The organism is Blautia parvula (assembly GCF_020215665.1).
Classification (GTDB): domain Bacteria; phylum Bacillota; class Clostridia; order Lachnospirales; family Lachnospiraceae; genus Blautia; species Blautia celeris.
This window is the reverse complement of the sequence record NZ_CP084061.1, coordinates 1,957,306-1,983,859: the sequence shown is the minus strand read 5'-3', so window position 1 is coordinate 1,983,859 and position 26,554 is coordinate 1,957,306. Positions and strand designations below refer to the sequence as shown.

General features: G+C 49.1%; 23 protein-coding genes. 20 read left to right on the top strand and 3 right to left on the bottom strand.

What is annotated here, in order from left to right; translation table 11 throughout:
• Window positions 1–9 precede the first annotated feature (9 nt).
• From LC508_RS09365 to LC508_RS09275, 19 genes are all read left to right on the top strand, one after another.
• Window positions 10–1,932, top strand: a complete 1,923-nt coding sequence (locus LC508_RS09365; RefSeq protein ID WP_103732210.1) for a DNA gyrase/topoisomerase IV subunit B — start codon at window positions 10–12, stop codon at window positions 1,930–1,932.
• 10 nt (window positions 1,933–1,942) lie between these two features.
• On the top strand, window positions 1,943–4,189 hold the full coding sequence (locus LC508_RS09360) for a DNA gyrase/topoisomerase IV subunit A (RefSeq protein WP_118593894.1): 2,247 nt from the start codon (window positions 1,943–1,945) through the stop codon (window positions 4,187–4,189).
• Window positions 4,190–4,235: 46 nt separating this feature from the next.
• Complete coding sequence (locus LC508_RS09355; protein ID WP_054352795.1) at window positions 4,236–5,156, top strand: magnesium transporter CorA family protein; 921 nt, start codon at window positions 4,236–4,238, stop codon at window positions 5,154–5,156.
• Window positions 5,157–5,168: 12 nt separating this feature from the next.
• Window positions 5,169–6,392, top strand: coding sequence for a transglutaminase domain-containing protein (locus LC508_RS09350; protein ID WP_054352796.1), 1,224 nt, complete (start codon window positions 5,169–5,171; stop codon window positions 6,390–6,392).
• A gap of 360 nt (window positions 6,393–6,752) precedes the next feature.
• Window positions 6,753–7,217, top strand: a complete 465-nt coding sequence (locus LC508_RS09345) for a ribosome maturation factor RimP (protein ID WP_033143299.1) — start codon at window positions 6,753–6,755, stop codon at window positions 7,215–7,217.
• Between the two features lie 45 nt (window positions 7,218–7,262).
• The gene (gene nusA, locus LC508_RS09340; RefSeq protein ID WP_033143298.1) at window positions 7,263–8,444 is read left to right on the top strand and encodes a transcription termination factor NusA; all 1,182 of its coding nucleotides are present in this window, start codon (window positions 7,263–7,265) and stop codon (window positions 8,442–8,444) included.
• An 8-nt stretch (window positions 8,445–8,452) separates the two neighbouring features.
• Window positions 8,453–8,731, top strand: coding sequence for an RNase P modulator RnpM (gene rnpM / locus LC508_RS09335; RefSeq protein ID WP_033143297.1), 279 nt, complete (start codon window positions 8,453–8,455; stop codon window positions 8,729–8,731).
• The gene (locus tag LC508_RS09330) at window positions 8,688–9,032 is read left to right on the top strand and encodes a L7Ae/L30e/S12e/Gadd45 family ribosomal protein (RefSeq protein WP_390424989.1); all 345 of its coding nucleotides are present in this window, start codon (window positions 8,688–8,690) and stop codon (window positions 9,030–9,032) included. The genes rnpM and LC508_RS09330 overlap by 44 nt, the downstream gene beginning before the upstream one ends.
• A 15-nt stretch (window positions 9,033–9,047) precedes the next feature.
• Entirely contained in the window at window positions 9,048–12,092 is a 3,045-nt protein-coding gene (gene infB, locus LC508_RS09325; RefSeq protein ID WP_118593895.1) for a translation initiation factor IF-2, read from the top strand.
• A gap of 10 nt (window positions 12,093–12,102) precedes the next feature.
• Entirely contained in the window at window positions 12,103–12,498 is a 396-nt protein-coding gene (gene rbfA / locus LC508_RS09320) for a 30S ribosome-binding factor RbfA (RefSeq protein WP_033143294.1), read from the top strand.
• Window positions 12,479–13,444, top strand: a complete 966-nt coding sequence (locus LC508_RS09315) for a DHH family phosphoesterase (protein ID WP_033143293.1) — start codon at window positions 12,479–12,481, stop codon at window positions 13,442–13,444. Before rbfA ends, LC508_RS09315 begins: the two co-directional genes overlap by 20 nt.
• Window positions 13,437–14,357: a tRNA pseudouridine(55) synthase TruB gene (gene truB, locus LC508_RS09310; RefSeq protein WP_033143292.1), complete on the top strand. Its 921-nt coding sequence runs from the start codon at window positions 13,437–13,439 to the stop codon at window positions 14,355–14,357. The genes LC508_RS09315 and truB overlap by 8 nt, the downstream gene beginning before the upstream one ends.
• Window positions 14,354–15,280, top strand: coding sequence for a bifunctional riboflavin kinase/FAD synthetase (locus LC508_RS09305; RefSeq protein ID WP_033143291.1), 927 nt, complete (start codon window positions 14,354–14,356; stop codon window positions 15,278–15,280). The genes truB and LC508_RS09305 overlap by 4 nt, the downstream gene beginning before the upstream one ends.
• Before the next feature lie 66 nt (window positions 15,281–15,346).
• Window positions 15,347–17,005: a Na/Pi cotransporter family protein gene (locus LC508_RS09300; protein WP_033143290.1), complete on the top strand. Its 1,659-nt coding sequence runs from the start codon at window positions 15,347–15,349 to the stop codon at window positions 17,003–17,005.
• Between the two features lie 167 nt (window positions 17,006–17,172).
• Window positions 17,173–17,925, top strand: a complete 753-nt coding sequence (locus tag LC508_RS09295; protein ID WP_033143289.1) for a C40 family peptidase — start codon at window positions 17,173–17,175, stop codon at window positions 17,923–17,925.
• Between the two features lie 133 nt (window positions 17,926–18,058).
• The gene (rpsO, locus tag LC508_RS09290) at window positions 18,059–18,325 is read left to right on the top strand and encodes a 30S ribosomal protein S15 (protein WP_033143288.1); all 267 of its coding nucleotides are present in this window, start codon (window positions 18,059–18,061) and stop codon (window positions 18,323–18,325) included.
• A gap of 153 nt (window positions 18,326–18,478) precedes the next feature.
• Window positions 18,479–20,575, top strand: a complete 2,097-nt coding sequence (locus tag LC508_RS09285; RefSeq protein WP_033143287.1) for a polyribonucleotide nucleotidyltransferase — start codon at window positions 18,479–18,481, stop codon at window positions 20,573–20,575.
• Window positions 20,576–20,678: 103 nt separating this feature from the next.
• Window positions 20,679–21,170: an anaerobic ribonucleoside-triphosphate reductase activating protein gene (nrdG, locus tag LC508_RS09280; protein ID WP_033143286.1), complete on the top strand. Its 492-nt coding sequence runs from the start codon at window positions 20,679–20,681 to the stop codon at window positions 21,168–21,170.
• 25 nt (window positions 21,171–21,195) lie between these two features.
• Window positions 21,196–21,708: a dCTP deaminase/dUTPase family protein gene (locus LC508_RS09275; RefSeq protein ID WP_033143311.1), complete on the top strand. Its 513-nt coding sequence runs from the start codon at window positions 21,196–21,198 to the stop codon at window positions 21,706–21,708.
• Window positions 21,709–21,798: 90 nt separating this feature from the next.
• Here LC508_RS09275 and LC508_RS09270 read toward each other — a convergent pair whose 3' ends face one another.
• The 3 genes from LC508_RS09270 to LC508_RS09260 form a co-directional block, all read right to left on the bottom strand.
• On the bottom strand, window positions 21,799–23,172 hold the full coding sequence (locus LC508_RS09270) for a sensor domain-containing diguanylate cyclase (RefSeq protein ID WP_103731760.1): 1,374 nt from the start codon (window positions 23,170–23,172) through the stop codon (window positions 21,799–21,801).
• Between the two features lie 243 nt (window positions 23,173–23,415).
• Window positions 23,416–24,180, bottom strand: coding sequence for a nucleoside phosphorylase (locus LC508_RS09265; protein ID WP_103731761.1), 765 nt, complete (start codon window positions 24,178–24,180; stop codon window positions 23,416–23,418).
• On the bottom strand, window positions 24,177–24,770 hold the full coding sequence (locus LC508_RS09260; RefSeq protein ID WP_103731762.1) for a TetR/AcrR family transcriptional regulator: 594 nt from the start codon (window positions 24,768–24,770) through the stop codon (window positions 24,177–24,179). The genes LC508_RS09265 and LC508_RS09260 overlap by 4 nt, the downstream gene beginning before the upstream one ends.
• 206 nt (window positions 24,771–24,976) lie before the next feature.
• On the opposite strand from LC508_RS09260, the gene fabV reads away from it, so the two are divergent.
• Entirely contained in the window at window positions 24,977–26,155 is a 1,179-nt protein-coding gene (gene fabV / locus LC508_RS09255) for an enoyl-ACP reductase FabV (RefSeq protein WP_033143282.1), read from the top strand.
• Window positions 26,156–26,554: the final 399 nt, after the last annotated feature.

Below are 26,554 nucleotides of genomic sequence, written 5' to 3'. Positions count from 1 at the left end.
CGAACAGGAATGGCAAAAAAAACAACCTATGATGCCAGCAGCATCACAGTTCTGGAGGGACTGGAGGCTGTAAGGAAACGGCCCGGTATGTATATCGGCAGTGTTTCCCGGAAGGGTTTGAACCATTTGATTTATGAGATTGTAGACAACGCGGTGGATGAGCATCTGGCCGGATTCTGTACGGATATCCGCGTGACGCTGGAGCGGGACGGCTCTGCCACTGTGGAGGATAACGGACGTGGAATCCCTGTGGGCATGCATGAAAAGGGGATGTCAGCCGAGAGGCTTGTATTCACCACACTGCATGCAGGCGGAAAGTTTGATGACTCCGCGTATAAGACAAGCGGAGGCCTTCATGGTGTCGGCTCCTCTGTGGTCAACGCTCTGTCCACATATCTGGATATCAAGATCAGCCGGGAGGGGTATATCCATCACGACCACTATGAGCGGGGAATCCCCACCATTGAGCTGGAGGAGGGCCTGCTTCCGAAGCTCGGAAGGACAAAAGCCACAGGTACGCTGGTGAATTTCCTGCCGGATGCGGAGATTTTCGAGAAGACACGATTCTCTGCCACGGAGGTGAAGAGCCGTCTTCACGAGACTGCCTATCTGAATCCTGAGCTGACCATTGTATTTGAGGATAAGAGAGGGGACGAACCGGAGAGCATCACCTTCCATGAGCCGGAAGGTATCGTGGGCTTTATCAAGGATCTGAACAAAAAATGTGAGATCCTCCATGAGCCTGTCTATTTTAAGGGAGAATCCGAGGGCATCACCGTGGAGGTTGCCTTCCAGTATATCAATGAATTTCGGGAAAATGTGCTGGGCTTCTGCAACAACATCTACAATGCAGAGGGCGGCACCCATCTGACCGGTTTTAAGACCACATTCACTTCGGTGATGAACAACTATGCCAGGGAACTCGGTGTCTTGAAGGAAAAAGACCCCAACTTCACAGGGGCGGACATCCGAAATGGAATGACGGCGGTGGTGTCCATCAAGCATCCCTCTCCCCGGTTTGAGGGACAGACCAAGACTAAGCTGGACAACCAGGACGCGGCCAAAGCCACAGGAAAAGTGACAGGGGAAGAAGTTGTCTTATTTATGGACAGAAATCTGGACACCCTGAAGAACATTCTGTCCTGCGCGGAGAAGTCCGCAAAGATCAGAAAGACGGAGGAGAAGGCCAAGACCAATCTGCTGACCAGGCAGAAATACTCCTTTGACTCCAACGGCAAGCTGGCAAACTGTGAAAAAAGAGACCCTTCTCTGTGTGAAATCTTCATTGTGGAGGGAGATTCCGCCGGGGGAAGTGCCAAGACAGCCAGGGACAGAAGCTTCCAGGCCATCCTTCCCATCCGCGGTAAGATCCTCAACGTGGAGAAAGCCACCATTGACAAGGTGCTGGCAAATGCGGAGATCAAAACCATGATCAATGCCTTCGGCTGCGGATTTTCCGAGGGATACGGCAATGACTTTGACATCAGCAAGCTGCGCTATGATAAGATCATCATCATGGCCGATGCCGACGTGGACGGTGCCCACATTTCCACCCTGCTTCTGACTTTGTTCTACCGGTTCATGCCGGAACTGATCTATGAGGGACACGTGTACATTGCCATGCCGCCCCTCTATAAAGCCATGCCCGCAAAAGGGAAAGAGGAATACCTCTATGACGACAAGGCTCTGGAACGTTACAGAAAAAGGCACAAAGGCCCCTTCACCCTGCAGCGGTACAAAGGTCTCGGTGAGATGGACGCGCAGCAGCTCTGGGAGACAACCCTGAACCCGGAGACCAGGCTTTTGAAGCTGGTGGAGATCGAGGATGCGCGTATGGCATCCGACGTGACAGAGGTACTGATGGGAACGGAAGTGCCTCCCCGGAAAGCATTCATCTACGAGCACGCCCAGGATGCGGAATTAGACATATAGGAGGAGCAAAATGGCGAACGTACAGGATAATATTATCAGAACAGAATATTCGGAGATCATGCAGAAGTCTTATATTGACTATGCCATGAGTGTTATCGTCGCCCGCGCCCTTCCGGATGTGCGGGACGGCTTAAAGCCGGTGCAGAGGAGAACCCTTTACGATATGTATGAGCTGGGGATCCGCTATGACAGGCCATACAGGAAATGTGCCCGTATCGTAGGCGATACCATGGGTAAATACCATCCCCACGGAGACAGTTCAATCTATGAATCCCTGGTGGTCATGGCCCAGGAGTTTAAAAAAGGCCAGACCCTGGTGGACGGCCACGGCAACTTCGGCTCCATAGAAGGGGACGGGGCGGCTGCCATGAGGTACACAGAGGCCCGTCTGGAGAAAATAACCCAGGAGGTATATCTGGCAGACCTTGACAAGAATGTGGTGGATTTTGTTCCCAACTTTGATGAGACGGAAAAAGAGCCTGCAGTGCTTCCCGTGAAGGTCCCGAACCTGTTGTTAAACGGAGCGGACGGCATCGCCGTAGGTATGGCGACCAGTATTCCTCCCCACAACTTAAACGAAGTCATTGACGGTGTCATCGCCTATATGAAGGATAACACCATCACCACGCAGGGGCTGATGAAATACATCAAAGGCCCTGATTTCCCCACAGGCGGAATCGTGGTCAACAAGGATGACCTTCCCGCCATCTATGAGAGCGGGAGCGGCAAGATCAAGCTCCGCGGCAAGGTGGAGGTGGAGAAGGGAAAAGCAGGAAGAACCCTTCTGGTCATCACAGAGATCCCATACACCATGATCGGCGCCAACATCGGCAAATTCCTGAACGATGTGGCAACCCTTGTGGAGACAAAAAAGACCACGGATATTGTGGATATCTCCAACCAGTCTTCAAAAGAGGGAATCCGCATTGTGCTGGAACTGAAAAAGGGCGCGGATGTGGAGAACCTGACCAACATGCTGTACAAGAAGACAAGGCTGGAGGACACTTTCGGCGTAAATATGCTTGCCGTTGCGGACGGAAGGCCTGAGATCTTAAGTCTGAAACAGGTCATTGAGTACCATGTGGATTTCCAGTTCGAGGTGGCTACCAGAAAGTATCAGACACTCCTTGCAAAAGAGCGGGAAAAACAGGAGATACAGGAAGGTCTCATAAAGGCCTGTGATGTCATAGACCTGATCATTGAGATCCTCAGGGGAAGCAAGAACAGAGAACAGGTGAAAAACTGCCTGGTCAGCGGTATCACAGAGGGGATACGCTTTAAGACAAAGACAAGCGAGCGGCAGGCAGGAAAGCTGCGGTTTACGGAAAGACAGGCGGCTGCTATTCTGGATATGCGTCTCTATAAGCTTATCGGCCTGGAAGTGGAGGCACTTATGGCAGAGCATGAGACCACGCTGAAAAATATTGCCCGCTACGAGGATATCTTAAACAACTATGACTCCATGGCAGCTGTTATCATCGACGAGCTCAGAGCCGTGAAAAAAGAATTCGGAAAGAAGCGTCTCACTGCCATTGAAAACGCAGCAGAAGCTGTGTACGAGGAAAAGAAAATAGAAGAGATGGAAGTTGTCTTTCTCATGGATCGTTTCGGGTATGCCAGGACCATCGACAAGGCAGCCTATGAACGGAATAAGGAGACTGCGGACAGTGAGAATAAATATATTTTCTCCTGTATGAACACGGACAAGATCTGTGTGTTTACAGATTCCGGCAGAATGCATACCATCAAGGTGCTGGACCTGCCCTACGGAAAATTCAGAGATAAAGGCACACCCATTGACAATGTGAGCAACTATGACAGCTCTGCGGAGCAGATGGTATTTGTATCCAGCCTCTCCGGAATTAAAGATTCCATGCTGTTCTTTGCCACGAAGACAGGTATGCTGAAACAGGTGACAGGAACAGAATTTGATGTGTCCAAGCGGACCATAGCAGCCACAAAGCTGGCGGAAGGCGACCAGTTGGTACTGGTACAGATCGCCGACCCCATGGAATATGTGGTGCTGCAGACAAAGAACGGCATTTTTCTGCGCTTTCTGAAGGAAGAGGTTCCGGATAAGAAGAAAACAGCCATCGGCGTGCGCGGTATTCGCCTTGCCGGGGACGATGAGGTGGAGCACGCTTACCTGCTGGAAGGCCGCACAGAGTATACCGTTACCTACAAGGAGAAGAGTGTGGCACTGAACCGGCTGAAGCTGGCAAAACGTGATACAAAAGGTACAAAGGTAAGGCTGTAGCAGGCCGGTTTGGCCGCAGGGAACAGCGCCGATACGGGAGGGCCTAATGAGATATCGTTTGAATAAGAAAATGTCAGGCCTCGGGGAAAAGGAAATTCTGGCTCCCGGAGACTGCCTTATTGAGATACTGACAGTGGAATCCTACAAAAGAAAATACGGGGACAGCAGTCCGGGGCGCCTGCTTTTAAGAAGCCTGGAGCACGTGCATTTCTGCAAGGCGGAGCTGCAGAAGGACTGCGTAGTGGGAACTTTTTCCGTGCCCCAGAAAGAAAAACTTCTGGAAAAACCCATCTCCTTCGGGTATTATATGGATAGGGAGAAGCTGTTGTTTGTGGACGAATCCGGATTTGTGGCCCATATAGTAAAAGAGATGGAGGAAATCCGGTTCCAGGAGCAGAGTTATGTGGCGCATTTTCTCTTTGAATTTATGGAGCGCCTGTTAGAAGATGATGTCCGTTTTCTCCAGGCGTATGAACTCAGGATGACAGACTTGGAGGACGGGCTGTTCCGTCGGGAGATCAAGGACTGTCCGGCAAGGATGCTGACTGTGCGCAGGGAGCTTCTGCGCATGAACACCTACTATGACCAGCTTGCGGACTTCTGTGAAATGCTGGAGGAAAATTATACGGGATTTCTCGGGGAGGAGGACTGCCGCCTTTTCCGAGTAATGGCAAAAAGAATAGAGCGCCTTGCGGACAACACCAGAAACCTGCGGGAATATACCCTTCAGATCCGGGAAATGTATCAGGCCAGAACTGCGGAGCGGCAGAACAAGATCATGCAGTTCCTCACCGTCGTCACCACTATTTTCATGCCCCTGACGCTGATCACCGGCTGGTATGGCATGAACTTTGTGAATATGCCGGAGCTTTACTATAAAGGCAGCTATTTTATCATTATCGGTGTGGTGCTTCTGATCGTTATCATAGAGATTTTGTATTTTAAACATAAGAATTGGTTTGACTAGGAGAAGATGCCTATGAGAAAAAGAGTATACAGCCTGCTTCTGTGCGGGACGCTCCTGGTCTCCTTTCTGTTTTCCGGCTGCGGCAGGGGGATAGAGACGGAGGCGGAGACAAAAGAAAGTGTGACCGAATCCGTACAAAAGAAGATCTATCAGGTCTTTGAGCCGGAGAAGGAGAAAATTGCGGAGGCGGATGCCCTTCAGTATATAAACGGCGAATACATACCCTATGGTTATGAGAGCCTGACAGAGGACCAGCAGAAGTTATACCGACAGCTTTTGAACGGGATTCTGGAATATAAGGATATCGTCACTGTGGATGCCTGTACGGAGGCAGATATCAACCGGGTCAACAATATGGTGTTCGTGGACCATCCGGAATTTTTCTGGCTGGACCAGCAGTCCTACACCTTCCAGGGAGACGGCAGCGCGGAGGCGGCCGGCAGTGTGGATCTGCAGCTTGTGTACAATATAGATAAGGCAGAGATAGAATCCACAAAAGCCGGCATTGAGGCGGCAGCAGACCAGTGGATCGCACAGGTACCGGCAGATGCGGATACATATGGGAAAATCAAGTATATTTACGAATTTTTGAGCCAGAATACAGCATATGACCAGTCCTGCCCAAACAACCAGAATATTCAGAGCGTCTTCTTAAACCAGGTCACGGTATGTGCCGGATTTTCCAAAGCGACCCAGTACCTTTTGGGAAAGATGGGAATTTTCTGTACGCTGGTCACCGGAAAAGCAGCGCCAAATGATGAGGAACATGCATGGAATCTGGTGAAGATAGGAGAGAATTATTACTATGTGGATACCACCTGGGCAAATCCGGGATTTTCGGAGAAACAGGAAGGGGCCGTGCAGGAGATCTCCTACACTTATCTGTGCTGTGATGCCGCCACACTCCTTGCTACACATACACCGGACGACCTTCTGCCGCTGCCGGAATGCACAGATGACAGCTATAACTATTACAAAATGAACGGCACCTGGTACTCATACTATGAGGAGAATGAATTCTACAATATACTCACTGCATCCATATCGGAAGGAAGGGAGCGGGAAGATTTCAAGTTTGCCGATCCGGACAGTTACCGGCAGGCTGTAGCCGCCATGGTGGACGGTGATCTGATCGAGCGGGCTGTGCGGGATGCCTATCCGTTCCAGGAGGGGGAAACCTATCAGTGGAACATCGGATACAGCGATGAGGACATGCTCCTCACGGTCTATTGGTAAAAAACACGTAACTATTCACAGCCCTGCAAAAAGCGCAGTTCTGTGAACAGTAACACGCTTCGCGATGCACACAAAATGCAATAAATTGCATTTTGGCGCTGGCCAACTCGGGATTTTGCTTCGCAAAACACCTCGCGGAATAGTGGTTGTGGGAGGAATAGTTATAAAAACACTTGCAACTTTACTGCTTTAGTGGTATTCTGGTATAGAACTTGATAATCACGATAACATAAGAGTGGGCCTTCGGTCCACTCTTATTATGTAGTGGGAAACTAAGTACCCATAAAGTTGCCACGAATATAAATGTTCCGTTATAACTTTATCGAATAGCGGACAGAAAATGCGGAAGAAGGTGAAAGAATGAGTCAGAGAGAAAAATACGAGCAGAAAGCAGAAGCCCTGATAACACCCATACTGGAGAGCAATGGGTTTGAGCTTGTGGATATGGAATATGTGAAGGAAGGCAGTAACTGGTATCTGCGTGCCTACATTGACAAAGAAGGCGGCATTACTGTAGATGACTGTGAGGTTGTCAGCAGAGCATTTTCTGAAAAGCTGGATGAAGAAGACTTTATCGACACTGCTTATATTATGGAAGTGAGTTCCCCGGGTCTTGGAAGACCACTGAAAAAAGAAAAGGACTACTTAAGAAACATGGGCAAAGAGCTGGAGATCAGAACTTACCGTGCCATTGACCGGGAGAAGGAATTCTACGGTATACTGAAAGCCTACGATGCGGACAGCGTGACCATTGAGAATGAAGATGGGGAGCGCACCTTTTTGAAGGCTGACATTGCACTGATCAGGCAGGCATTTGACTTTTAACAGCAGTGGATATTATATAGAAGAAATTCAGGAGGATGTAAAAAAATGAATACAGAGTTATTAGAGGCGCTGGATATTCTGGAAAAAGAGAAATCCATCAGCAAAGATACGCTTTTGGAAGCCATTGAGCAGTCCCTGATCCAGGCGTGCAAGAACCATTTCGGCAAGGCTGACAATGTGCACGTGAATATCAACCCCGAGACCTGTGATTTCGGCGTGTACGCGGAGAAGACTGTGGTGGAGGAAGTGATGGACCCGGTCATGGAGATCAGCCTGGCAAATGCCAAGATGATGAATTCCCAGTATGAGCTGGGAGATGTGGTGAATGTGGAGATCAAGTCCAAGGAGTTCGGAAGGATCGCCACCCAGAATGCCAAGAACGTAATTCTGCAGAAAATCCGTGAAGAAGAGAGAAAAGTGATCTTCAACCAGTATTACGGAAAGGAAAAAGATGTTGTGACAGGTATCGTACAGAGAAGCCTGGGCAGAAACTACAGCATCAACCTGGGCAAGGCAGATGCCATCCTGACAGAGAACGAACAGGTGAAGACAGAGGTGTTCCGCCCCACAGAGAGGATCAAACTGTATATCCTGGAGGTAAAAGATACCCCCAAGGGACCGAAGATCCTTGTGTCCAGGACACATCCGGAACTGGTGAAACGTCTTTTTGAGGCGGAGGTCACAGAGGTGAAGGACGGCACGGTGGAGATCAAGAGCATTGCCAGAGAAGCGGGCTCCCGTACGAAGATCGCTGTGTGGAGCAATGACCCGGATGTAGATCCCGTGGGTGCCTGTGTTGGTATGAACGGCGCCAGAGTCAATGCTATTGTGGAAGAGTTAAGGGGCGAGAAGATTGATATTATCAACTGGAGCGACAACCCGGCACTTCTCATTGAGAATGCGTTAAGTCCCGCAAAAGTCATCTCTGTTATGGCTGACCCGGATGAGAAGACTGCTATGGTCATTGTTCCGGATTACCAGCTCTCCCTGGCGATTGGCAAAGAGGGACAGAATGCCAGACTTGCAGCCAGGCTGACAGGATTCAAAATCGATATCAAGAGCGAGACACAGGCCAGAGAGTCCGGTGATTTCGATTTCTATGAGGAAGAGTTTGAAGAGGAAGAGTTTACAGAAGAAGGCTACGACGAGGAAGCATACGGGGAAGAGGACATAATAGAGAACTATGAAGAACCTTCCGATCTGCCGCTTCCCGGTGAAGAAGAGTAGGTGAGAGTATGGGTACGGTCAGGAAAGTCCCTATGCGGAAATGTACCGGCTGCGGTGAGATGAAGAGCAAGAAGGAAATGCTCCGTGTTCTAAAGACACCGGAGGATGAGATCATTCTGGATGCCACAGGCAGAAAGAACGGCAGAGGGGCATATCTGTGTTTTGACAAGGAATGCCTGCAGAAGGCCATCAAAAACAGAGGACTGGAGCGCTCTTTAAAGACAGCGATTCCGGTATCTGTATATGAGAGCCTGGAAAAGGAGTTTGATAAGCTTGAGCATCAGTAAAGAACTGTCCCTTCTGGGACTGGCGGCTAAAGCCGGAAGAGTGGTAAGCGGCGAGTTTGCCACGGAAAAAGCAGTGAAGGCAGGAAAAGCGCGCCTTGTCCTTGTGGCAGGCGATGCATCAGATAATTCAAAAAAAAAGTTTTCCGACATGTGTACTTACTATAAGGTGCCGCTGTATGTTGTCGGAACAAAGGAGGAGTTGGGAGGTGCCATTGGAAAGGATTACCGCGCGTCTCTGGGTGTGACGGATGATAATTTCGCAGTGGCGATGAAGAAAAAGCTGGAACAGATGGGAAAATAAAAAGGAGGGCAATATATGTCAAAACTGAGAGTGCATGAAATTGCAAGGGAATTAGATAAAACCAACAAGGAGGTCATGGATTTTTTGAAATCCAAAAATATAGATGTAAAAAGCCACATGAGCAGCCTTGAGGATGACCACGTGAGCATGATACGAGCAAACTTGAGAAAGGGAAATATGGCAGCAGCCAGCACAGATTCTGCAAAGCCGGCGGCGTCAGCAGAAGAGAAACCAAAGAAAAAGCTGATCCAGGTCTTCAGACCGCAGAACGCCAGTCATATGCCTGAGAGAAAACAAAAACCACAGAATCGTCCTGCAGAAGCAGGCAGTGTGCACAGCAGCAGCCAGCCGGGGAATAATCGTCCGGCACAGGGAGGAATGAAAACGGAAAGTACAGCAAATACTCAGAACAGGACGGATAATCGTCCGAACAGCGACAACAGAAACGGAGACCGTCCGAATCGTTACAATAACGATAACAGAAACAGTGATAACCGCCCAAGAACCAGCAGCGGAGACGGCCAGAACCGTTATAATAATGACAACAGAAACGGTGACAGCCGCCCGAGAACAAACACAGGCGACCGTCCGCGCTACAACAGCGACAACAGAAACGGTGACAGCCGCCCGAGAACAGGCACAGGCGACCGTCCGCGCTATAACAGCGACAACAGAAACGGTGACAGCCGCCCGAGAACAGGCACAGGCGATCGTCCGCGCTATAACAGCGACAACAGAAACGGTGACAGCCGTCCGAGAACAGGTACAGGCGACCGTCCGCGTTACAGCAGCGACAACAGAAACGGTGACAACCGTCCGAGAACAAACACAGGTGATCGTCCGCGCTACAACAGCGACAACAGAAACGGTGACAACCGTCCGAGAACAGGTACGGGCGACCGTCCGCGCTACAGCAGCGACAACAGAAACGGTGACAACCGTCCGAGAACAGGTACAGGCGACCGCCCGCGCTACAGCAGCGACAACAGAGGCGGTGATAATCGTCCGAGAACAGGCACCGGTCCGAACCGCTTCGGTGATAACCGTCAGAGAGGTACGGATAACCGTCAGGGCGGCGGATTTAACAGAGACAAAGGCGGCAAAGCAGATGCTCCCAAACTGGAATTTGTGGAGAAGGACAGCCGCAAATTAAACCGTGAGAATAAGAAGAAGGATGTCAAGAAAGACGATTTCAAGGCAGCCGGAAAACGCCCGAACCAGGGAGGCGGAAGACGTCCGAACCAGAGACTGCCGAAAGCGCTGCAGAGACCGAGCACCCAGCCTAAGGTGGAGGAGAAGAAGGAAGTTGTAAAAGAGATCACGCTTCCGGAGAAAATGACCATCCGCGAGCTGGCTGAGAAGATGAAAATGCAGCCCTCAGTTATCGTCAAGAAGCTTTTCATGGACGGTATCATGGTCACTGTGAACCATGAGATCGATTTTGAGAAGGCACAGGAGATCGCTCTGGAGTACGATATCATCGCAGAACCGGAAGAGAAGGTAGATGTGATCGCGGAACTTCTGAAAGAAGATGAAGAAGATGCCTCCTTACTGGTTCCGAGACCTCCGGTAGTCTGCGTTATGGGCCACGTTGACCATGGTAAAACATCTCTTCTGGACTGTATCAGAAACACCCATGTGACAGACAGAGAGGCAGGCGGTATCACACAGCACATCGGTGCCTACGTGGTTACCATCAATGATCAGAAGATCACCTTCCTTGACACACCGGGCCATGAGGCGTTTACTGCCATGCGTATGCGCGGTGCCAATGCTACAGATATTGCGATCCTGGTAGTTGCCGCTGATGACGGTGTGATGCCTCAGACAGTGGAAGCGATCAACCATGCCAAGGCTGCAGGCGTTGAGATCATTGTTGCCATCAACAAGATTGATAAGCCGAGTGCCAATATTGAGAGAGTAAAACAGGAATTATCCGAGTATGAGCTGATTCCGGAAGACTGGGGCGGAAGCACCATCTTTGTACCGGTATCCGCACATTCCGGGGAGGGTATCGAGACCCTTCTGGAGATGATCCTTCTGACTGCGGAAGTTTCAGAGCTGAAAGCCAATCCGAAGAGAATGGCAAGAGGTCTCGTGATCGAGGCAGAGCTTGACAAAGGAAAAGGCCCTGTTGCCACGATCCTGGTACAGAAAGGAACCCTGCGTGTAGGTGACTTCATTGCCGCCGGCGCATGCTCCGGTAAAGTCCGTGCCATGATGGATGACAAGGGAAGAAGAGTAAAAGAGGCAGGTCCGTCCACTCCGGTAGAGATCCTGGGTCTTAGTGACGTGCCAAACGCAGGAGAGATCCTGGTTGCAACAGAAAATGACAAAGAGGCAAAACACTTTGCTGCTACCTTTGTTTCCGAAAATAAAAACCGTCTTCTGGAAGAGACAAAAGCCAAGATGTCCCTGGATGATCTGTTCACACAGATTCAGGCAGGTAATCTGAAAGAACTTCCTCTGATCGTAAAAGCCGACGTACAGGGTTCTGTGGAAGCAGTGAAACAGAGTCTTGTGAAGCTTTCAAACGAGGAGGTTGTGGTGAAAGTCATCCACGGCGGTGTGGGTGCCATCAACGAATCTGATGTTACCCTTGCAAGCGCATCCAATGCCATTATCATCGGCTTCAATGTACGCCCGGATGTTACGGCTAAGGCCATTGCAGAGCAGGAGGGTGTTGACTTAAGACTGTACCGTGTCATCTATCAGGCCATCGAGGATGTGGAAGCTGCCATGAAGGGTATGCTGGACCCGGTATTCGAGGAGAAAGTCATCGGCCATGCGGAAGTACGTCAGACATTCAAGGCATCCGGAGTGGGTACCATTGCCGGCGGCTATGTTCTGGACGGTATGTTCCAGAGAAACTGCAAGGTCCGCATCACCAGGGGCGAAGAACAGATTTACGAAGGTGTTCTGGCATCTCTGAAACGCTTCAAAGATGATGTAAAAGAAGTAAAAGCAGGTTATGAATGCGGTCTCGTATTCGAGGACTTCAACGACGTTTTGGAAGAAGACAGGGTAGAAGCTTACATTATGGTGGAAGTGCCGAGATAGGAGAGCTTTTATGAGAAAAAACAGTATTAAAAATACACGGGTGAATGCTGAGGTTCACAAAGAACTGGCAGAGATCATCCGCAACGGTATCAAGGACCCGCGCATCCAGCCGATGACAAGCGTCACGGCAGTGGAAGTTGCGCCGGACCTTAAAACCTGCAAGGCATATATCAGTGTGCTTGGCGATGCAGAAGCGAAAAAGGACACCTTAGCAGGGCTTCGCAGTGCGGAAAGCTATATCCGCAGGCAGCTTGCCAAGACGGTGAACCTGAGAAATACGCCTGAGATCCGGTTTATTCTGGACGAATCCATTGAATATGGCGTAACCATGTCTAAGCTGATTGATGAGGTCAGCAGAAAGGACACAGCATCGGAGGTGCATGAGGATGGAGAAGATAGCGAGTGAACTGAAGGGAATCAAGAGGGCAGCCATCGCCGGACACGTTCGTCCGGACGGTGACTGTGTAGGCTCCTGCATGGGGCTTTACCTCTATCTGCGCGAAAATTATCCGGAGATTGAGACAGATGTCTATCTGGAACAGCCCAGGGATGCCTTTTCCCTGATCTCACATCTGGATGAGATCAGGACCGTGTGCGGCGGGGATGAGGTGTATGATGTGTTCTTTCTCATTGACACCAGCACGTCGGACCGCATCGGTGTGGCATCTGAAGCGTATCAGAAAGCGCGGAAACGAATCTGCATTGACCATCATGTGAGCAATAAGGGCTTTGGTGATATCAATGTGGTGAAGCCGGATGTAAGCTCCGCGTCAGAGGTGCTGTTTGGCCTTCTGGATGAGGAAAAAGTGTCAAAGCAGGCGGCAGAGGCCATCTATATGGGGATGGCCCATGACACCGGTGTGTTCAAATTTTCCTCTGCCACTCCGGAGACCATGCGCATTGCCGCAAAGCTCATGGAAAAAGGGATTGATTTTACAAGGATCATTGATGAGACCTTTTACCGGAAAAGCTATGTGCAGAACCAGATCCTGGGCAGATGCCTGATGGAGAGCATTATGCTGCTGAACGGAAAATGCATCATCGGGTGTATCAGAAAGCGCGATATGGAATTCTACGGTGTGGAACCAAAGGATTTAGACGGTATTGTTGACCAGCTCCGCATTACAAAAGGTGTGGAAGTTGCAGTCTTTTTGTATGAAGTAAAGACACAGGAATTTAAAGTGAGCATGCGCTCCAACGGTCCTGTGGATGTCAATATGGTAGCCAGCTATTTTTCAGGCGGCGGCCATGTGAAGGCAGCGGGCTGCACCATGCAGGGCTCTGTCTATGACGTGATCAACAATCTGACCGGACATATAGAAAAACAGATAAAGGAAAAATGCTGTGATTAACGGAGTTATTAACATATACAAGGAAAAGGGGTATACATCCCACGACGTTGTGGCAAAGCTTCGGGGCATTTTAAGACAAAAGAAGATTGGCCATACAGGTACGCTGGACCCGGACGCGGAGGGTGTTCTCCCGGTATGTCTGGGAAAGGCCACAAAGCTGTGTGACCTTCTGACAGATAAGCAGAAGACATATGAGGCGGTGCTGCATCTGGGGATCACCACAGATACCCAGGACATGACAGGCACTGTGCTGGAGGAAAAAGAGGTCTGTGCCGACCCTTCGGGCGTGCGCGCCTGTATCGAGAGCTTTCTCGGAGAGCAGCAGCAGATCCCTCCCATGTATTCTGCTTTAAAGGTAAACGGCAGGAAGCTTTACGAGCTTGCCCGTGAGGGAAAAGAAGTGGAGAGAAAGCCGCGCCGCGTGGTATTTTACGGGATTGATATTCTCGAGATGAATCTTCCGCTTGTGCGGTTTTCGGTTACCTGCTCCAAGGGTACTTATATCAGGACCCTGTGTCATGACATCGGTCAGAAGCTGGGCTGCGGCGGCTGTATGGAAAGTTTGCTGCGCACCCGTGTGGAGCGCTTTGACGTGAAGGATGCCCTGAAGCTTTCAGAGGTGGAGAAGGCGGCAGAAGCGGGCACGGTCCTGTCCCATGTTGTCACAATTGAGCAGATGTTTTCCCAATACGGAGAGATACAGGCACCGGCGTGTTTTGACAAAATGCTCCGCAACGGAAATGCGGTTCCCGCCAAATGCGTCATGGAGGACGGCACCAGAGTCCGCATGTACGACAGCAGCCGGCGTTTTATCGGCCTGTATGAATTTGAAGAGAAGAAAAAACAGTTTCGGCTGATTACCATGTTCTGCACCCCGGAGGATTTTGCGGAGAGCAGAAAGGAGACACCATGATATATACAACAGATGTGCCACGGCTTGGCGAGGGGGAGACAAGTGCAGTCACCCTCGGAAAATTCGACGGGCTGCACAGAGGACATCAGAAGCTTATGAACTGCATACGGGAGAAAAAAGAAGATAACTGTAAGGCGGTTATCTTTACTTTTGACGTGTCGCCTGTGGTGAGGCTTCTACATACCCCTGCAAAGGGACTTCTGACCAACGAGGAACGGGAGGAGCTGGCCTGTGAGCGGGGAATGGATATTCTGGTGGAGTGTCCTTTTACCGATACGCTCATGCACATGGAAGCAGAGGAATTTGTAAAAGAGTTCCTGGTGAACCGCATGCATGTGAGGTATCTGGCTGTGGGCCCTGATTTCAGATTCGGGCACGACAGGGCAGGTTCCCCCGAACTTTTGCGAAAAATGGGAGAAACTTACGGATTTACCGTTGACGTAGTAGAAAAATTAAAAGACGGCAGCCGGGAGATCAGCAGCACCTATGTGCGGGAAGAACTGGAAAAGGGAAATATGGAAAAGGTCAATGAGCTTCTGGGATATGTGTATTTTACCAGAGGTGAGATCGTGCACGGGCGGCAGCTTGGGCGTACCATAGGCGTCCCCACTGCCAACCTGATCCCTCCGGTCTGTAAGAAACTGCCGCCCAACGGTGTCTATATCACCCGTTCCCGCATTAGTGACAAAATATACCAGGGAATTACCAACGTAGGGTATAAGCCCACAGTTGCGGAACATTTTCTGGGTGTGGAGACATACCTTTTTGACTGTGACGAGGACTTGTACGGACAGGACGCAGAGGTGCGTTTTTACCGCTATTTGAGGCCGGAGAGAAAATTCGCCTCCCTTCAGGAATTAAAGGGACAATTGGATGTGGATGTCCAAAAAGGTCGAGATTTTTTCAAAGCGTTTGACAAATAATGATGGACAAACCTCAGATTTTCTATTATAGTTTATAACGAAATCTTTTTTACCAAGGAGATAAGAATGAACGTAGGAAACATTTTGACGCTGATAGGCGGTTTAGGGTTGTTCCTGTACGGCATGCGGGTGATGAGTGACAGCATTGAGAAGGCCGCGGGAGCAAAGATGCGTAGTTTTCTGGCTTTCTTTACAAAAAACAAGGTTGTGGGAATGCTGTTCGGTATGATTTTCTGTGCCATCATCCAGTCATCCAGCGCAACCACAGTAATGGTAGTCAGCTTTGTAAATGCAGGGCTTATGAATCTCTACCAGGCGGCAGGCGTGATCATGGGTGCCAATATCGGTACCACCATCACATCACAGCTTGTAGCTTTTAACCTTTCCCAGATTGCCCCGGTATTTTTGATGCTGGGCGTGATCATTGTCATGTTCTGCAAGAAGGAGAAGGTGAAAAAGGTAGGTGAGGTCATTCTGGGCTTTGGCGTGCTGTTCATGGGACTTTCACTCATGTCGGGAAGCATGGCGGGCCTGAAGGAATCACCATTTATCATCAGCCTGCTCTCCAATCTGAAAAATCCGTTTTTGGGTATTTTCATCGGATTTCTCATCACTGCCATTATCCAGAGCTCATCGGTAACGGTCAGCATACTGCTTTTGATGGCGCAGCAGGGTCTGCTTCCGCTGGGAATCTGCTTCTACATCATTTTGGGATGTAATATCGGTGCGTGTACTTCCGCACTGCTGGCAAGCCTCAATGGAAACAAAGACGCAAAACGCGCGGCGCTGATCCACTTTCTGTTCAACGTGATCGGTACAGTGATCATGGCGGTAATGCTTCTGCTGGGAGAGAGCTGGGTAGAGAATATGATCACCACACTTTCCGGAGGCAACATAGGACGGAGCGTGGCAAATGCCCACACCCTGTTCAAAGTTTTCCAGGTGTTGATTTTACTGCCGTTCTCCGGTGCCATTGTAAAGATGACCTATCTCTTCGTTCCCGGAAAGGACGAAGAGGCCACAGACGGCGGCTTCAAGCTGGAATACATAGGTCCCACCAATGTATTCTCACCCAGTACGGCTGTAGTGGAAGCTACAAAAGAGCTGGAGAGAATGGGTAATATGGCTATCACCAATTTAAACAGAGCGATGAATGCGCTGATCACAATGGATGAGGAGGAGATCGCAGAGGTCTACCGGGTGGAAAAACATATTGATTATATGAACCACGCCATCACGGATTATCTGATCGCCATCAACCAGAGCACGCTGCCCATTGATGATATCAAGAGCATCGGCGGCCTTTTCCATGTGGTGAACGATATTGAGAGAATCGGAGACCATGCGGAGAATGTGGCAGACGCAGCCATTGAGCGCAGGGAGAAAAATATCGAGTTCAGTCCGGCGGCCCAGAAGGAGCTGGCTGAAATGATGGACAAGGTTATAAGGATCATGACTTACTCCATGGACATGTTCTCCCATAACAGCCAGAAGCATCTCCAGGAGATCCTGGAGCTGGAGGACAGCATTGATGAGATGGAGAGACATCTCCAGGAGACCCATATACAGCGTCTTACCAGAAATGAATGTACACCCGACGCCAGCATGATCTATTCAGACCTGATTTCCGGTCTGGAGCGTGTGGCTGACCATGCAACAAACATTGCATTCTCCATTCTGGACGAAGAACCGGAAGAAGATAAGAGAATTGTAATGAAATCGTAATAAAATCGTAAAATACAGGCAATACTCTATAATACAATAAAAGATATGCTTTTATTGTCCTGAATACCAAAGAAAAAGCCTGCGGCAGAAGCGCCGCGGGCTTTTTGCGTCCGGCCCGGCAAAGTACGGCCGGAAGGAATGATGGTTTCTTTGAAAAGGAGTATTTTATGCAGAATTTTATGAAAAAAATCAGTTATACACTGGCAGGTACCGGTATGCTTCTGGCAGCAGTGCCAGTTATGGCAGAACCGGCAGAGAACGTTCCCACAGAGCAGTGTTGTGCCGTGGCAGATGTGGATAGCTGCCTGAATATCAGGGAGGGGGCAGGTACGGATGCTGCCATCATCGGCAAACTCCCCAAGGACGGGCTCTGTTATGTGGAGAGCACAGAGGGAGAATGGTCTTATATCAGCTCCGGGGAGATGACAGGGTATGTGTGCAACCTGTATCTGGACATGCTGGGCACCAATGAGGCGGATTATCTGGAGATGACAGGGCTTACAGAGCCGGTGCTGGCATATCCGGTGGATGACCCGGAGCCGGTGCCTGTTATCAACCCCTCGGACGTGCGCACGTCTTTGGTCAATTATGCCCTTCAGTTTGTGGGGAATCCCTATGTCTGGGGTGGGACAAGCCTGACAAACGGCGCGGACTGCTCCGGTTTTGTACAGACCCTTTACAATGATTTTGGCGTGGATATCCCCAGGGTGGCAGCAGACCAGGCAAACGCGGGACAGAGAATATCCGTGGAGGAAGCACTTCCCGGGGACCTGATCTTTTACTCGGAAAACGGGTATATTTATCATGTGGTCATGTACATCGGCGATGGACAGGTGGTCCATGCCAGCAGTTCCGCCACAGGCATAAAAGTGTCTGATCTGTACAGGGAACAGGCTGTCTGGGGCGTGCGTTTTTTCTGAAAATGCATCTTTACAACTACGGACTGTTATGCTATACTAAACCAGTATGAGCACAGCCCTGATTCAGGAATTGGAAACTCCGACCGTTTCTTAATCAGAGGCGATTATAAAAAAGAATATGGAGGAACATACAATGATTTCTAAAGAAAAGAAACAGGCTATCATGGCAGAATATGCAAGAACACCGGGCGACACAGGTTCACCGGAAGTGCAGGTTGCAGTTTTAACAGCAAGGATTGAGGAACTGACAGAGCACTTAAAGACAAACCACAAAGATCATCACTCCAGAAGAGGTCTTCTGAAAATGGTAGGTCAGAGACGTGGTTTACTTGCTTATCTGAAGAAAACTGATATTGAGAGATACCGTACTTTGATCGAGAAGTTAGGTCTTAGAAAATAATCAGTCAAACCTAGGGGCGGAGTATTCCGCCCCATTTTATCACGGCGAAGATACTGGAACCGAGACCACTGAAAAGGGTATTTCCTTACAGGGAAATGCATTTTTCAGTTGTTTCGGACAGCGCATCGCCGAAGAATGTAAAGGAGAAATAATATGTACAAGAGTTTTACCATGGAACTTGCAGGCAGAACCCTGACGGTTGACATTGACCGTGTGGCTAAGCAGGCAAACGGCGCAGCATTCATGCATTACGGAGACACCACCGTATTATCTACGGCGACAGCTTCTGACAAACCGAGAGAGGGAATTGATTTCTTCCCGCTGAGCGTTGAGTACGAAGAGAAATTATATGCAGTCGGAAAAATCCCGGGAGGATTTAACAAGAGAGAAGGAAAGGCCAGTGAGCATGCCATCCTGACTTCACGTGTCATTGACCGTCCTATGCGTCCTCTGTTCCCAAAGGATTACAGAAATGACGTTACCCTGAACAACATGGTAATGTCCGTAGACCCTGAGTGCAACCCTGAGGTCGTTGCTATGCTGGGTTCTTCTATCGCTACCTGTATTTCCGATATTCCTTTTGATGGTCCCTGTGCGGCAACCATGATCGGAATGATCGGCGGGGAACTGATCGTGAACCCCACACTGGCACAGAAAGATATCTCAGACCTGCAGCTTACCGTTGCATCCACAAGAGAAAAAGTGATCATGATCGAAGCCGGAGCCAACGAGATTCCGGAAGACAAGATGATCGAGGCAATTTTCCTGGCTCATGAAGTGAACCGTGAGATCATTGCATTTATAGATAAGATCGTGGCAGAATGCGGAAAAGAAAAACACACGTATGAGAGCTGTGCAGTTCCGGAAGAACTGTTTGCGGCGATCAAAGAGGTGGTGACACCGGAAGCCATGGAAGAAGCTGTGTTTACAGATGACAAGCAGACAAGAGAAGGCAACATCCGCGCGATCACAGAAAAGCTGGAAGAGGCTTTTGCTGAGAACGAAGAGTGGCTGGCACTGATTCCGGACGCTGTTTACCAGTACCAGAAAAAGACAGTCCGCAAGATGATCCTCAGAGACCATAAGCGTCCGGACGGCCGTGAGATCAGACAGATTCGTCCTCTGGCAGCAGAGACAGACCTGATTCCGCGCGTTCACGGTTCCGCTATGTTCACCCGCGGACAGACGCAGATCTGTACCATCACCACTCTGGCTCCTCTTTCCGAGGCACAGAGACTGGACGGACTGGATGAGTTTGAGACAAGCAAACGCTATATGCACCACTATAATTTCCCGTCCTATTCTGTAGGTGAGACAAAACCATCCAGAGGTCCGGGACGCCGTGAGATCGGTCATGGTGCTCTTGCTGAACGTGCGCTGGTACCGGTGCTTCCTGCAACAGAGGAGTTCCCGTATGCGATCCGTACCGTATCTGAGACTTTTGAGTCCAACGGTTCCACATCACAGGCAAGTATCTGTGCATCCACCATGTCCCTGATGGCAGCAGGTGTTCCCATTAAGAAACCGGTAGCCGGTATCTCCTGCGGTCTGGTGACAGGCGACACAGATGATGATTATATTGTTCTGACAGATATCCAGGGTCTTGAAGATTTCTTCGGAGATATGGACTTTAAGGTAGCCGGTACACATGACGGCATCACAGCGATCCAGATGGATATTAAGATCCACGGACTGACAAGACCGATCATTGAGGAGGCCATTGCCAGAACAAAAGAAGCCAGAGAGTACATCCTGACAGAAGTTATGGAAAAATGTATTCCGGCTCCGAGAGACCACGTGAATGAGTACGCACCGAAGATCATCCAGATCCAGATCGATCCGGAGAAGATTGGTGACGTGGTAGGCCAGAGAGGAAAAACAATCAACGCGATCATCGACGAGACAGGCGTTAAAATTGACATTGATGATACAGGTGCAGTTTCTGTCTGCGGCACAGACCAGAAGATGATGGATAAAGCACTTCACTATGTGAAGGTCATCACCACAGACTTCGTGGAAGGCCAGATCTATTCAGGCAAGGTGGTAAGCATCAAAGATTTTGGTGCATTCCTGGAATTTGCTCCGGGCAAAGAGGGTATGGTTCACATTTCCAAAATTGCCAAAGAGAGAATCAACCGCGTAGAGGATGTCCTGACACTTGGAGACAAGGTAAAGGTAATCTGCATGGGCAAGGACAAGATGGGAAGAATCAGCTTCAGCATCAAGGACGTGCCGAAGGACGCACAGTAATTCGTAAAAATATTGAGGGGAGAGCCAGGCAGCCTGTATCCGGACTGCCGGTCCTCTCCTTTTTTCATGAGAATAGAAACGGTTACGGCAGGAGGGAAGTTTCATGAGATATCATAACATCACAAAAGATGACATGCTGAACGGGGATGGCCTGCGGGTAGTCTTATGGGTATCCGGCTGTTCCCACTGCTGCAAGGACTGCCAGAATCCCATCACCTGGGACCCGGAAAGCGGTCTTGCATTTGATGAGGCAGCGAAAGAAGAGATTTTCGAGCAATTGGGTAAAAGTTACATATCCGGAATCACATTTTCCGGCGGGGACCCGCTGTATTTTCAGAACGAGCCGGAAGTGACGGCATTTGCAAAAGAGATCAGGGAAAAATATCCGGCCAAGACTATATGGCTTTACACCGGATACCTGTGGGAAGAACTACAGGGAAAAGAGATTCTGAGATACCTGGACGTGCTGGTGGACGGCAGGTTTGTGGCGGAGAAGAAGGATATTGCCCTGAAATGGAAAGGCAGTTCCAACCAGAGGGTGATTGATGTGCAGAGATCCCTGGAAGAGGGAAATGTGGTACTGCATGCAGATTAAAATAAAAAACATACAGGAGATGACTATGAGAAGAATTGCAAAATTTCATAAAGTGAGCAGAGAACAGTTTGCAGAGGGATGGAAAGACACCTTTGGTGAGGTGACAGAAGAGGAGATCAATACCGTATACGACAGCATAAAACTCCCAAAAAGAGCAACCGCAGGAAGTGCGGGCTATGATTTTTACAGCCCCCTCTCCTTTGAGCTGAAACCCGGTGAGACGGTGAAGATCCCTACCGGTGTGCGCGCGGAGATGGATGAGGGATGGGTCCTTAAATTGTATCCGAGAAGCGGACTGGGATTTAAATATCGTCTGCAGCTAAACAATACAGTTGGTATCATAGACAGCGATTATTTTCATTCAGACAATGAGGGTCATATTTTTGTGAAAATAACAAATGATTCCAATGAGGGAAAAACCGTATGCGTGGAAGCAGGTACCGGATTTGCGCAGGGAATCTTTGTGGAATACGGGATTACCGTGGATGACGACGTGTGTGAGATTCGAAACGGAGGATTTGGTAGTACAACCAAATAAATAGACTGAGTAGTTTACTCTATACCCCCTTAAGCAGACAAGATAAAGAACCAAAATCTGTTTAAGGGGGAGTTTTTATATATTGTATTATCAGAAAAATGTGATTTGGTTTTTGCCGTTTTGCTTTGCGCGGTACAGGGCATCGTCTGCATTTTTATAGATTTCCTCAATACTCCTCTTATCGTCACAGAACGTCACGCCGATACTGCAGGTCACATTTGACGGAGCCTTATTGCACTGTTTTACGCTTTTGACCTGTTCCAGTACCTGTTCCAGCCTTGCGGTAAGTGCATCCTGTGTATGAGTACCCGGAAGGAAAACCGCGAACTCGTCGCCTCCCAGACGTCCAACAATACCATCAGCGGCAAAAATATCCTTCAAAATACCGGCAATAGCCATCAGCACCAGGTCCCCTGCCGGATGGCCTTTGGTGTCATTGATGGATTTAAAATTGTCGATGTCCAGCATGACAAAAGCAGGAGTTCCTGTACTTAAGAGAAGAGAATCTGTGACAGAACGGATAAATGCGGCCTTGTTGAGAACGCCTGTCATCTCATCCCTGTCTGCTTTTTCAATCATCTCCAGCTCTCTTCGTTTACCGGCGTCAATGTCCTTTACGTACATGATGCCTTTTTTGTCGCCGGTCACTACATCTGTGATAAGCCGTACAGTGGTGACCATCCAGAGCACAGAGCTGTCAGGACACAGAAAGCGGTATTCGCAGCTCAGTTCTTTTTTTTCGGCTTCAAAAGCAGCCTTTATACTTGCCAGCGACAGGGTTTCCAGAAAATATGCCCGGTCTTCCGAGGCCACATACTGCGGCAGTTTATCACATATAAACTGCTCATAGGGAGTCTGCGGCTCCACAAAAGCGCATAAATCACCATTTAATTGGCATTTTTCAAAGACGTCCTTGGAAAAATTGATGATGTAGAAAGCTACAGTATCAGCCAGCACAGCCTGCCGGTACTGCTCCTCAGCCAGATATGCCTCCTCACCGATTTTTTCTTTCAGGCTCTGCAGGGTTTTTTCGGCAAATTTCAAGGGATATGCCTCTACACTCTCCTCTGTTACGATGGGAGAGGAGGCATGGAGGGCACAGATTTTCCAGTCTTTTCCTCTGCGGACTAAAGTCAGTGACTGCAGGAACTGACTGATGGACACGTTATTTTCCTTTTCAGCCCTGACAATGACCTTTGCACAGAGGTTGGCAAAACCCTCCTCGTGTATCAGAACATGAATCTGTTCAAAGGACAGAGAATGCTTTGTATCGGTATTATTTTTCAGGCCGGTGGTAAAGACCTGACGAACATCCTCTTTGGAAGTGACAAATCCCTGTTCTCCGATTCCGATGCCTATCAGAGTTTCATCCAGGCAGTTCAAGATTTTGTTCAGATCCAGGGAAACAAGACCTCCATCCTCATAATCATAGAACACCTGTATTATCTTTTCTCTATCCGTCATTGCATTCCCTTTCTTTTCAGGCCGGATAGGTAAGAATCCTGTGCAGCCTGCCCGGTTTTTATCGGGTCATACATAACATTTTCTTTTATTCTAATAGTTAAGATGGCATATGTCAAATAGGAAAGGGAAAGATTTAGTACAGCAGCGGCAGGAAACGGATTGCTGCTGTACATTCATGCGGTCATCCCCATGGATGTGCCGAATTTTTTAGACGGCTGCGGCATCAGAACAGATATCCGTTCATTACATAGCCAGTCCGCATGCAAAGGCAAGGGTCATGTATGTTTCTGCGCCTGAAAGCCCCCAGTCGGTCAGGTCCCGGGGCTGCCATGTGGGATTATCCAGGCTGTCTGCTCCATAGAAGAACTGGATGAGCGGCAGATTCCGGTATGCTGCGGCTGCCAGCAGGGCGGAATACTCCATCTCCACACCGATGCACCCGGCTTCTTTCCAGGCGGCTATCTCCTGGGGCGTCTCCCGGTATATAGCATCTGTTGTCCAGATTTTGCCGCAGGCGTAGGGAAATCCGTATTTTTCCATGCAGCTTTTTAAGACTTCCGTGGAATGGCTGTCAGGCTGCAGTTCCTCTGTGGGAGGAAGGTAGTGGTAGCTGGTCCCCTCATCGCGTATGACTCCTGTTGGTATGATAAGCCTGTTTTTTACGGCCTCATCATTCAGAATGCCGCAGCATCCGAAGAAAACAAATTTTTCAGCACCCATGGCTGCTGCCTCCTCAAAGCAGCTCACACATGCAGGTGCGCCTACCGGCGACATATAAAATGCGATTTCACTGCCGCCGTAAGGGATTTTATAGATGGGTATGGCTCCATTGGCTGTATACAGATGCGAAATGACTTCCACACCTTCCAGGGCAGCAAATTTTTCAATGATTATCCGGGAGTATGTGGATACGCAGATGTTCGGAAAACCGGATACGGGGGCAACGGTATCTGTCGGGTTGATAAATGCCCGGCCGGGGCGTTCTTTTCTGTAAAAGACTGTTTTCATTTCTTTTCCCTTTCTTTTAATAACAGAGATTTGATCTGGCTGGTAATGTTCTTCGGTATGGTCTCCTCTATTTCCATGAGCCTGCTGTACATGCGGACACCCTGGTAAGAAAAAACGATCAGGTCATAGACTGCTTCCGGGCTGACCGGAGAGAACTCACCTGTCTGTATCCCGTAACGGATGAGGGCAGTCCACATCTCCTTAGAGGCCTCATACTGCTGCTGTATGGAATTGCTGCTTTTCGATACAGAAGGGCCGCTGAAAAACTCGTAGATCGCAATGCTGAGAGAATGTTCCCGGTCAAGCATTTCCGTTTCATAGCGGTCCAGCACATGGAGCAGGATTTCCCGCGCAGGGACCTTTGCTTTTATTTTCTCTTCAAATTCGTTCTGCTGGTCTGCCATCAGTGTGTGGATGAGTTCCAGAAATATCTGGCTGGTGCTGTCATAGTGGCGGTACAGGCCCCCGCGGCTGAGCCCGGTTTTCTCGCAGATATCTTTCATAGTTACATCTTTGAAACCCTTTTCCGCAAAAAGCCGGAATGCGGCTTCACAGATAAAATGTTTTGTTTTTTCACCTTTTGTTCCCATTGGATATTACCTCATTTGCGACACGTGTGTTGCTTTTATTATGCGACATGCATGTCGCTTTGTCAATAAGGAAACAGAATATAATTACCGGGTTGCATTTCATGTGTATTTATGATAATATACTTTGGTAATCAAACTATTAGAAGATAAAAGTAAGCAGAAAGAAATTTCAGCTTTCAGATAATAAAAAGTCGGAGGATAGGATAATGATCGTTGAACCTAAGGTAAGGGAATTTATCTGTACAACAGCACATCCGGAAGGATGCCGGGAAAATGTGAAAAGGCAGATTGCATATGTGAAGGAAAAGGGCCAGGTATGCGGACCGAAAAAGGTACTGGTAATCGGTGCTTCCACAGGATATGGACTGGCAAGCAGAATTACGGCGGCTTTTGCATGTCAGGCAGCCACCATTGGAATCATGTTTGAAAAGCCGTCCAACGGCAAACGGACAGCAACGCCGGGCTGGTACAACACGGCAGCCTTTGAGGAGCTTGCACAGGAGGAAGGACTCTATGCAAAATCCATCAATGGAGACGCCTTCTCAGCGGAAGTAAAACAGCAGGCAATCGACATGATCCGGGCGGACCTGGGACAGGTGGACATGGTGATCTACAGCTTGGCGGCACCGAGAAGGACGACTGCGGACAACAAAACATGGTCCTCCACTCTGAAGACGACAACAGGTGCTTTCACGGAGAAGAGCCTGGATCTGAGAAACAATACAATTGTGACCAAGACAGTAGAGCCTGCAAATGAGGAGGAGCTGGAGGGCACCATCAAAGTTATGGGCGGTGAGGACTGGATGGACTGGATGGATGCCCTGACAGATGCCGGCGTGCTGGCTGACCATGCTGTGACAGTGGCGTACTCCTACATCGGACCGGAACTTACTTATCCCATCTATACAGAGGGAACCATCGGACAGGCCAAAAAGCATCTGACAGAGACAGCAGGCAGGATACACGAGAAACATCCGGGTATTCAGGCATATATTTCTGTGAACAAAGCCCTTGTGACACAGGCCAGTGCAGCTATTCCTATCGTGCCTCTTTATTTTGCCATTCTGTATAAGGTGATGAAGGAACAGGGCACACATGAGGGATGTATTGAACAGATTTCACGCCTGTTCCATGACAAACTTTTTGCTGCGGAGATTCCCACAGACCCACAGGGCCGTATCCGCATGGATGACTGGGAGCTGGCACCTCAGGTACAGGGCGCTGTCATGGACTGCTGGAAAGAAGTGAATACGGAGAATGTGGAGAAACTTTCTGATATCGAAGGATACTGGGAAGACTTCTACCATATGTTCGGTTTCCATTTGGACAATGTGGATTACAGCAGAGATGTGGAGATACAGGTGGAAATTCCGAGCTTGGTATAGGCTGGGCGTTCCCTTGGCACCCGGCAGCACGTTTCGTGCTGCACAGATATGGAGCAAGCTGCTCCATATCGCGCTGGCTGCCGCGGGAGTTACATGCCTATGGCCTGAAAAGGCCTTGTGGAAAATAACACTTGCTTTTTTCCGGATGATTTCATATACTTTATAACTAACAGCACCTGCAGTATGCAGCTCATGGACAACTCCTTTTCTATGGTGATTCAGCATTTGGGGACAGTGGTACTCTTTGTAAAGAGGATCCGCTTTGACCTGTTTTTTATTTCCTTATCTTATAAAAAAGTCTTATATGTCCTATTCAGGACGAAATTTCCCAAAATATAAAAAAATCATGGTAAAACCATTGCCTGCAAAATGATAATTTGCTATAGTATAAAAAAGAGA

Bases quoted from the DNA above. Each gene is read 5' to 3' on its own strand.
- rpsO (WP_033143288.1), top strand. From the start codon at position 18,059: ATGATTTCTAAAGAAAAGAAACAGGCTATCATGGCAGAATATGCAAGA.
- LC508_RS09305 (WP_033143291.1), top strand. From the start codon at position 14,354: ATGATATATACAACAGATGTGCCACGGCTTGGCGAGGGGGAGACAAGT.
- LC508_RS09365 (WP_103732210.1), top strand. From the start codon at position 10: ATGGCAAAAAAAACAACCTATGATGCCAGCAGCATCACAGTTCTGGAG.
- rbfA (WP_033143294.1), top strand. From the start codon at position 12,103: ATGAGAAAAAACAGTATTAAAAATACACGGGTGAATGCTGAGGTTCAC.
- LC508_RS09350 (WP_054352796.1), top strand. From the start codon at position 5,169: ATGAGAAAAAGAGTATACAGCCTGCTTCTGTGCGGGACGCTCCTGGTC.
- LC508_RS09330 (WP_390424989.1), top strand. From the start codon at position 8,688: ATGAGAGCCTGGAAAAGGAGTTTGATAAGCTTGAGCATCAGTAAAGAA.
- fabV (WP_033143282.1), top strand. From the start codon at position 24,977: ATGATCGTTGAACCTAAGGTAAGGGAATTTATCTGTACAACAGCACAT.
- nusA (WP_033143298.1), top strand. From the start codon at position 7,263: ATGAATACAGAGTTATTAGAGGCGCTGGATATTCTGGAAAAAGAGAAA.
- LC508_RS09315 (WP_033143293.1), top strand. From the start codon at position 12,479: ATGGAGAAGATAGCGAGTGAACTGAAGGGAATCAAGAGGGCAGCCATC.
- LC508_RS09270 (WP_103731760.1), bottom strand. From the start codon at position 23,172: ATGACGGATAGAGAAAAGATAATACAGGTGTTCTATGATTATGAGGAT.
- LC508_RS09360 (WP_118593894.1), top strand. From the start codon at position 1,943: ATGGCGAACGTACAGGATAATATTATCAGAACAGAATATTCGGAGATC.
- infB (WP_118593895.1), top strand. From the start codon at position 9,048: ATGTCAAAACTGAGAGTGCATGAAATTGCAAGGGAATTAGATAAAACC.
- LC508_RS09295 (WP_033143289.1), top strand. From the start codon at position 17,173: ATGCAGAATTTTATGAAAAAAATCAGTTATACACTGGCAGGTACCGGT.
- LC508_RS09300 (WP_033143290.1), top strand. From the start codon at position 15,347: ATGAACGTAGGAAACATTTTGACGCTGATAGGCGGTTTAGGGTTGTTC.
- LC508_RS09260 (WP_103731762.1), bottom strand. From the start codon at position 24,770: ATGGGAACAAAAGGTGAAAAAACAAAACATTTTATCTGTGAAGCCGCA.
- rnpM (WP_033143297.1), top strand. From the start codon at position 8,453: ATGGGTACGGTCAGGAAAGTCCCTATGCGGAAATGTACCGGCTGCGGT.
- LC508_RS09345 (WP_033143299.1), top strand. From the start codon at position 6,753: ATGAGTCAGAGAGAAAAATACGAGCAGAAAGCAGAAGCCCTGATAACA.
- LC508_RS09275 (WP_033143311.1), top strand. From the start codon at position 21,196: ATGAGAAGAATTGCAAAATTTCATAAAGTGAGCAGAGAACAGTTTGCA.
- nrdG (WP_033143286.1), top strand. From the start codon at position 20,679: ATGAGATATCATAACATCACAAAAGATGACATGCTGAACGGGGATGGC.
- LC508_RS09285 (WP_033143287.1), top strand. From the start codon at position 18,479: ATGTACAAGAGTTTTACCATGGAACTTGCAGGCAGAACCCTGACGGTT.
- LC508_RS09265 (WP_103731761.1), bottom strand. From the start codon at position 24,180: ATGAAAACAGTCTTTTACAGAAAAGAACGCCCCGGCCGGGCATTTATC.
- LC508_RS09355 (WP_054352795.1), top strand. From the start codon at position 4,236: ATGAGATATCGTTTGAATAAGAAAATGTCAGGCCTCGGGGAAAAGGAA.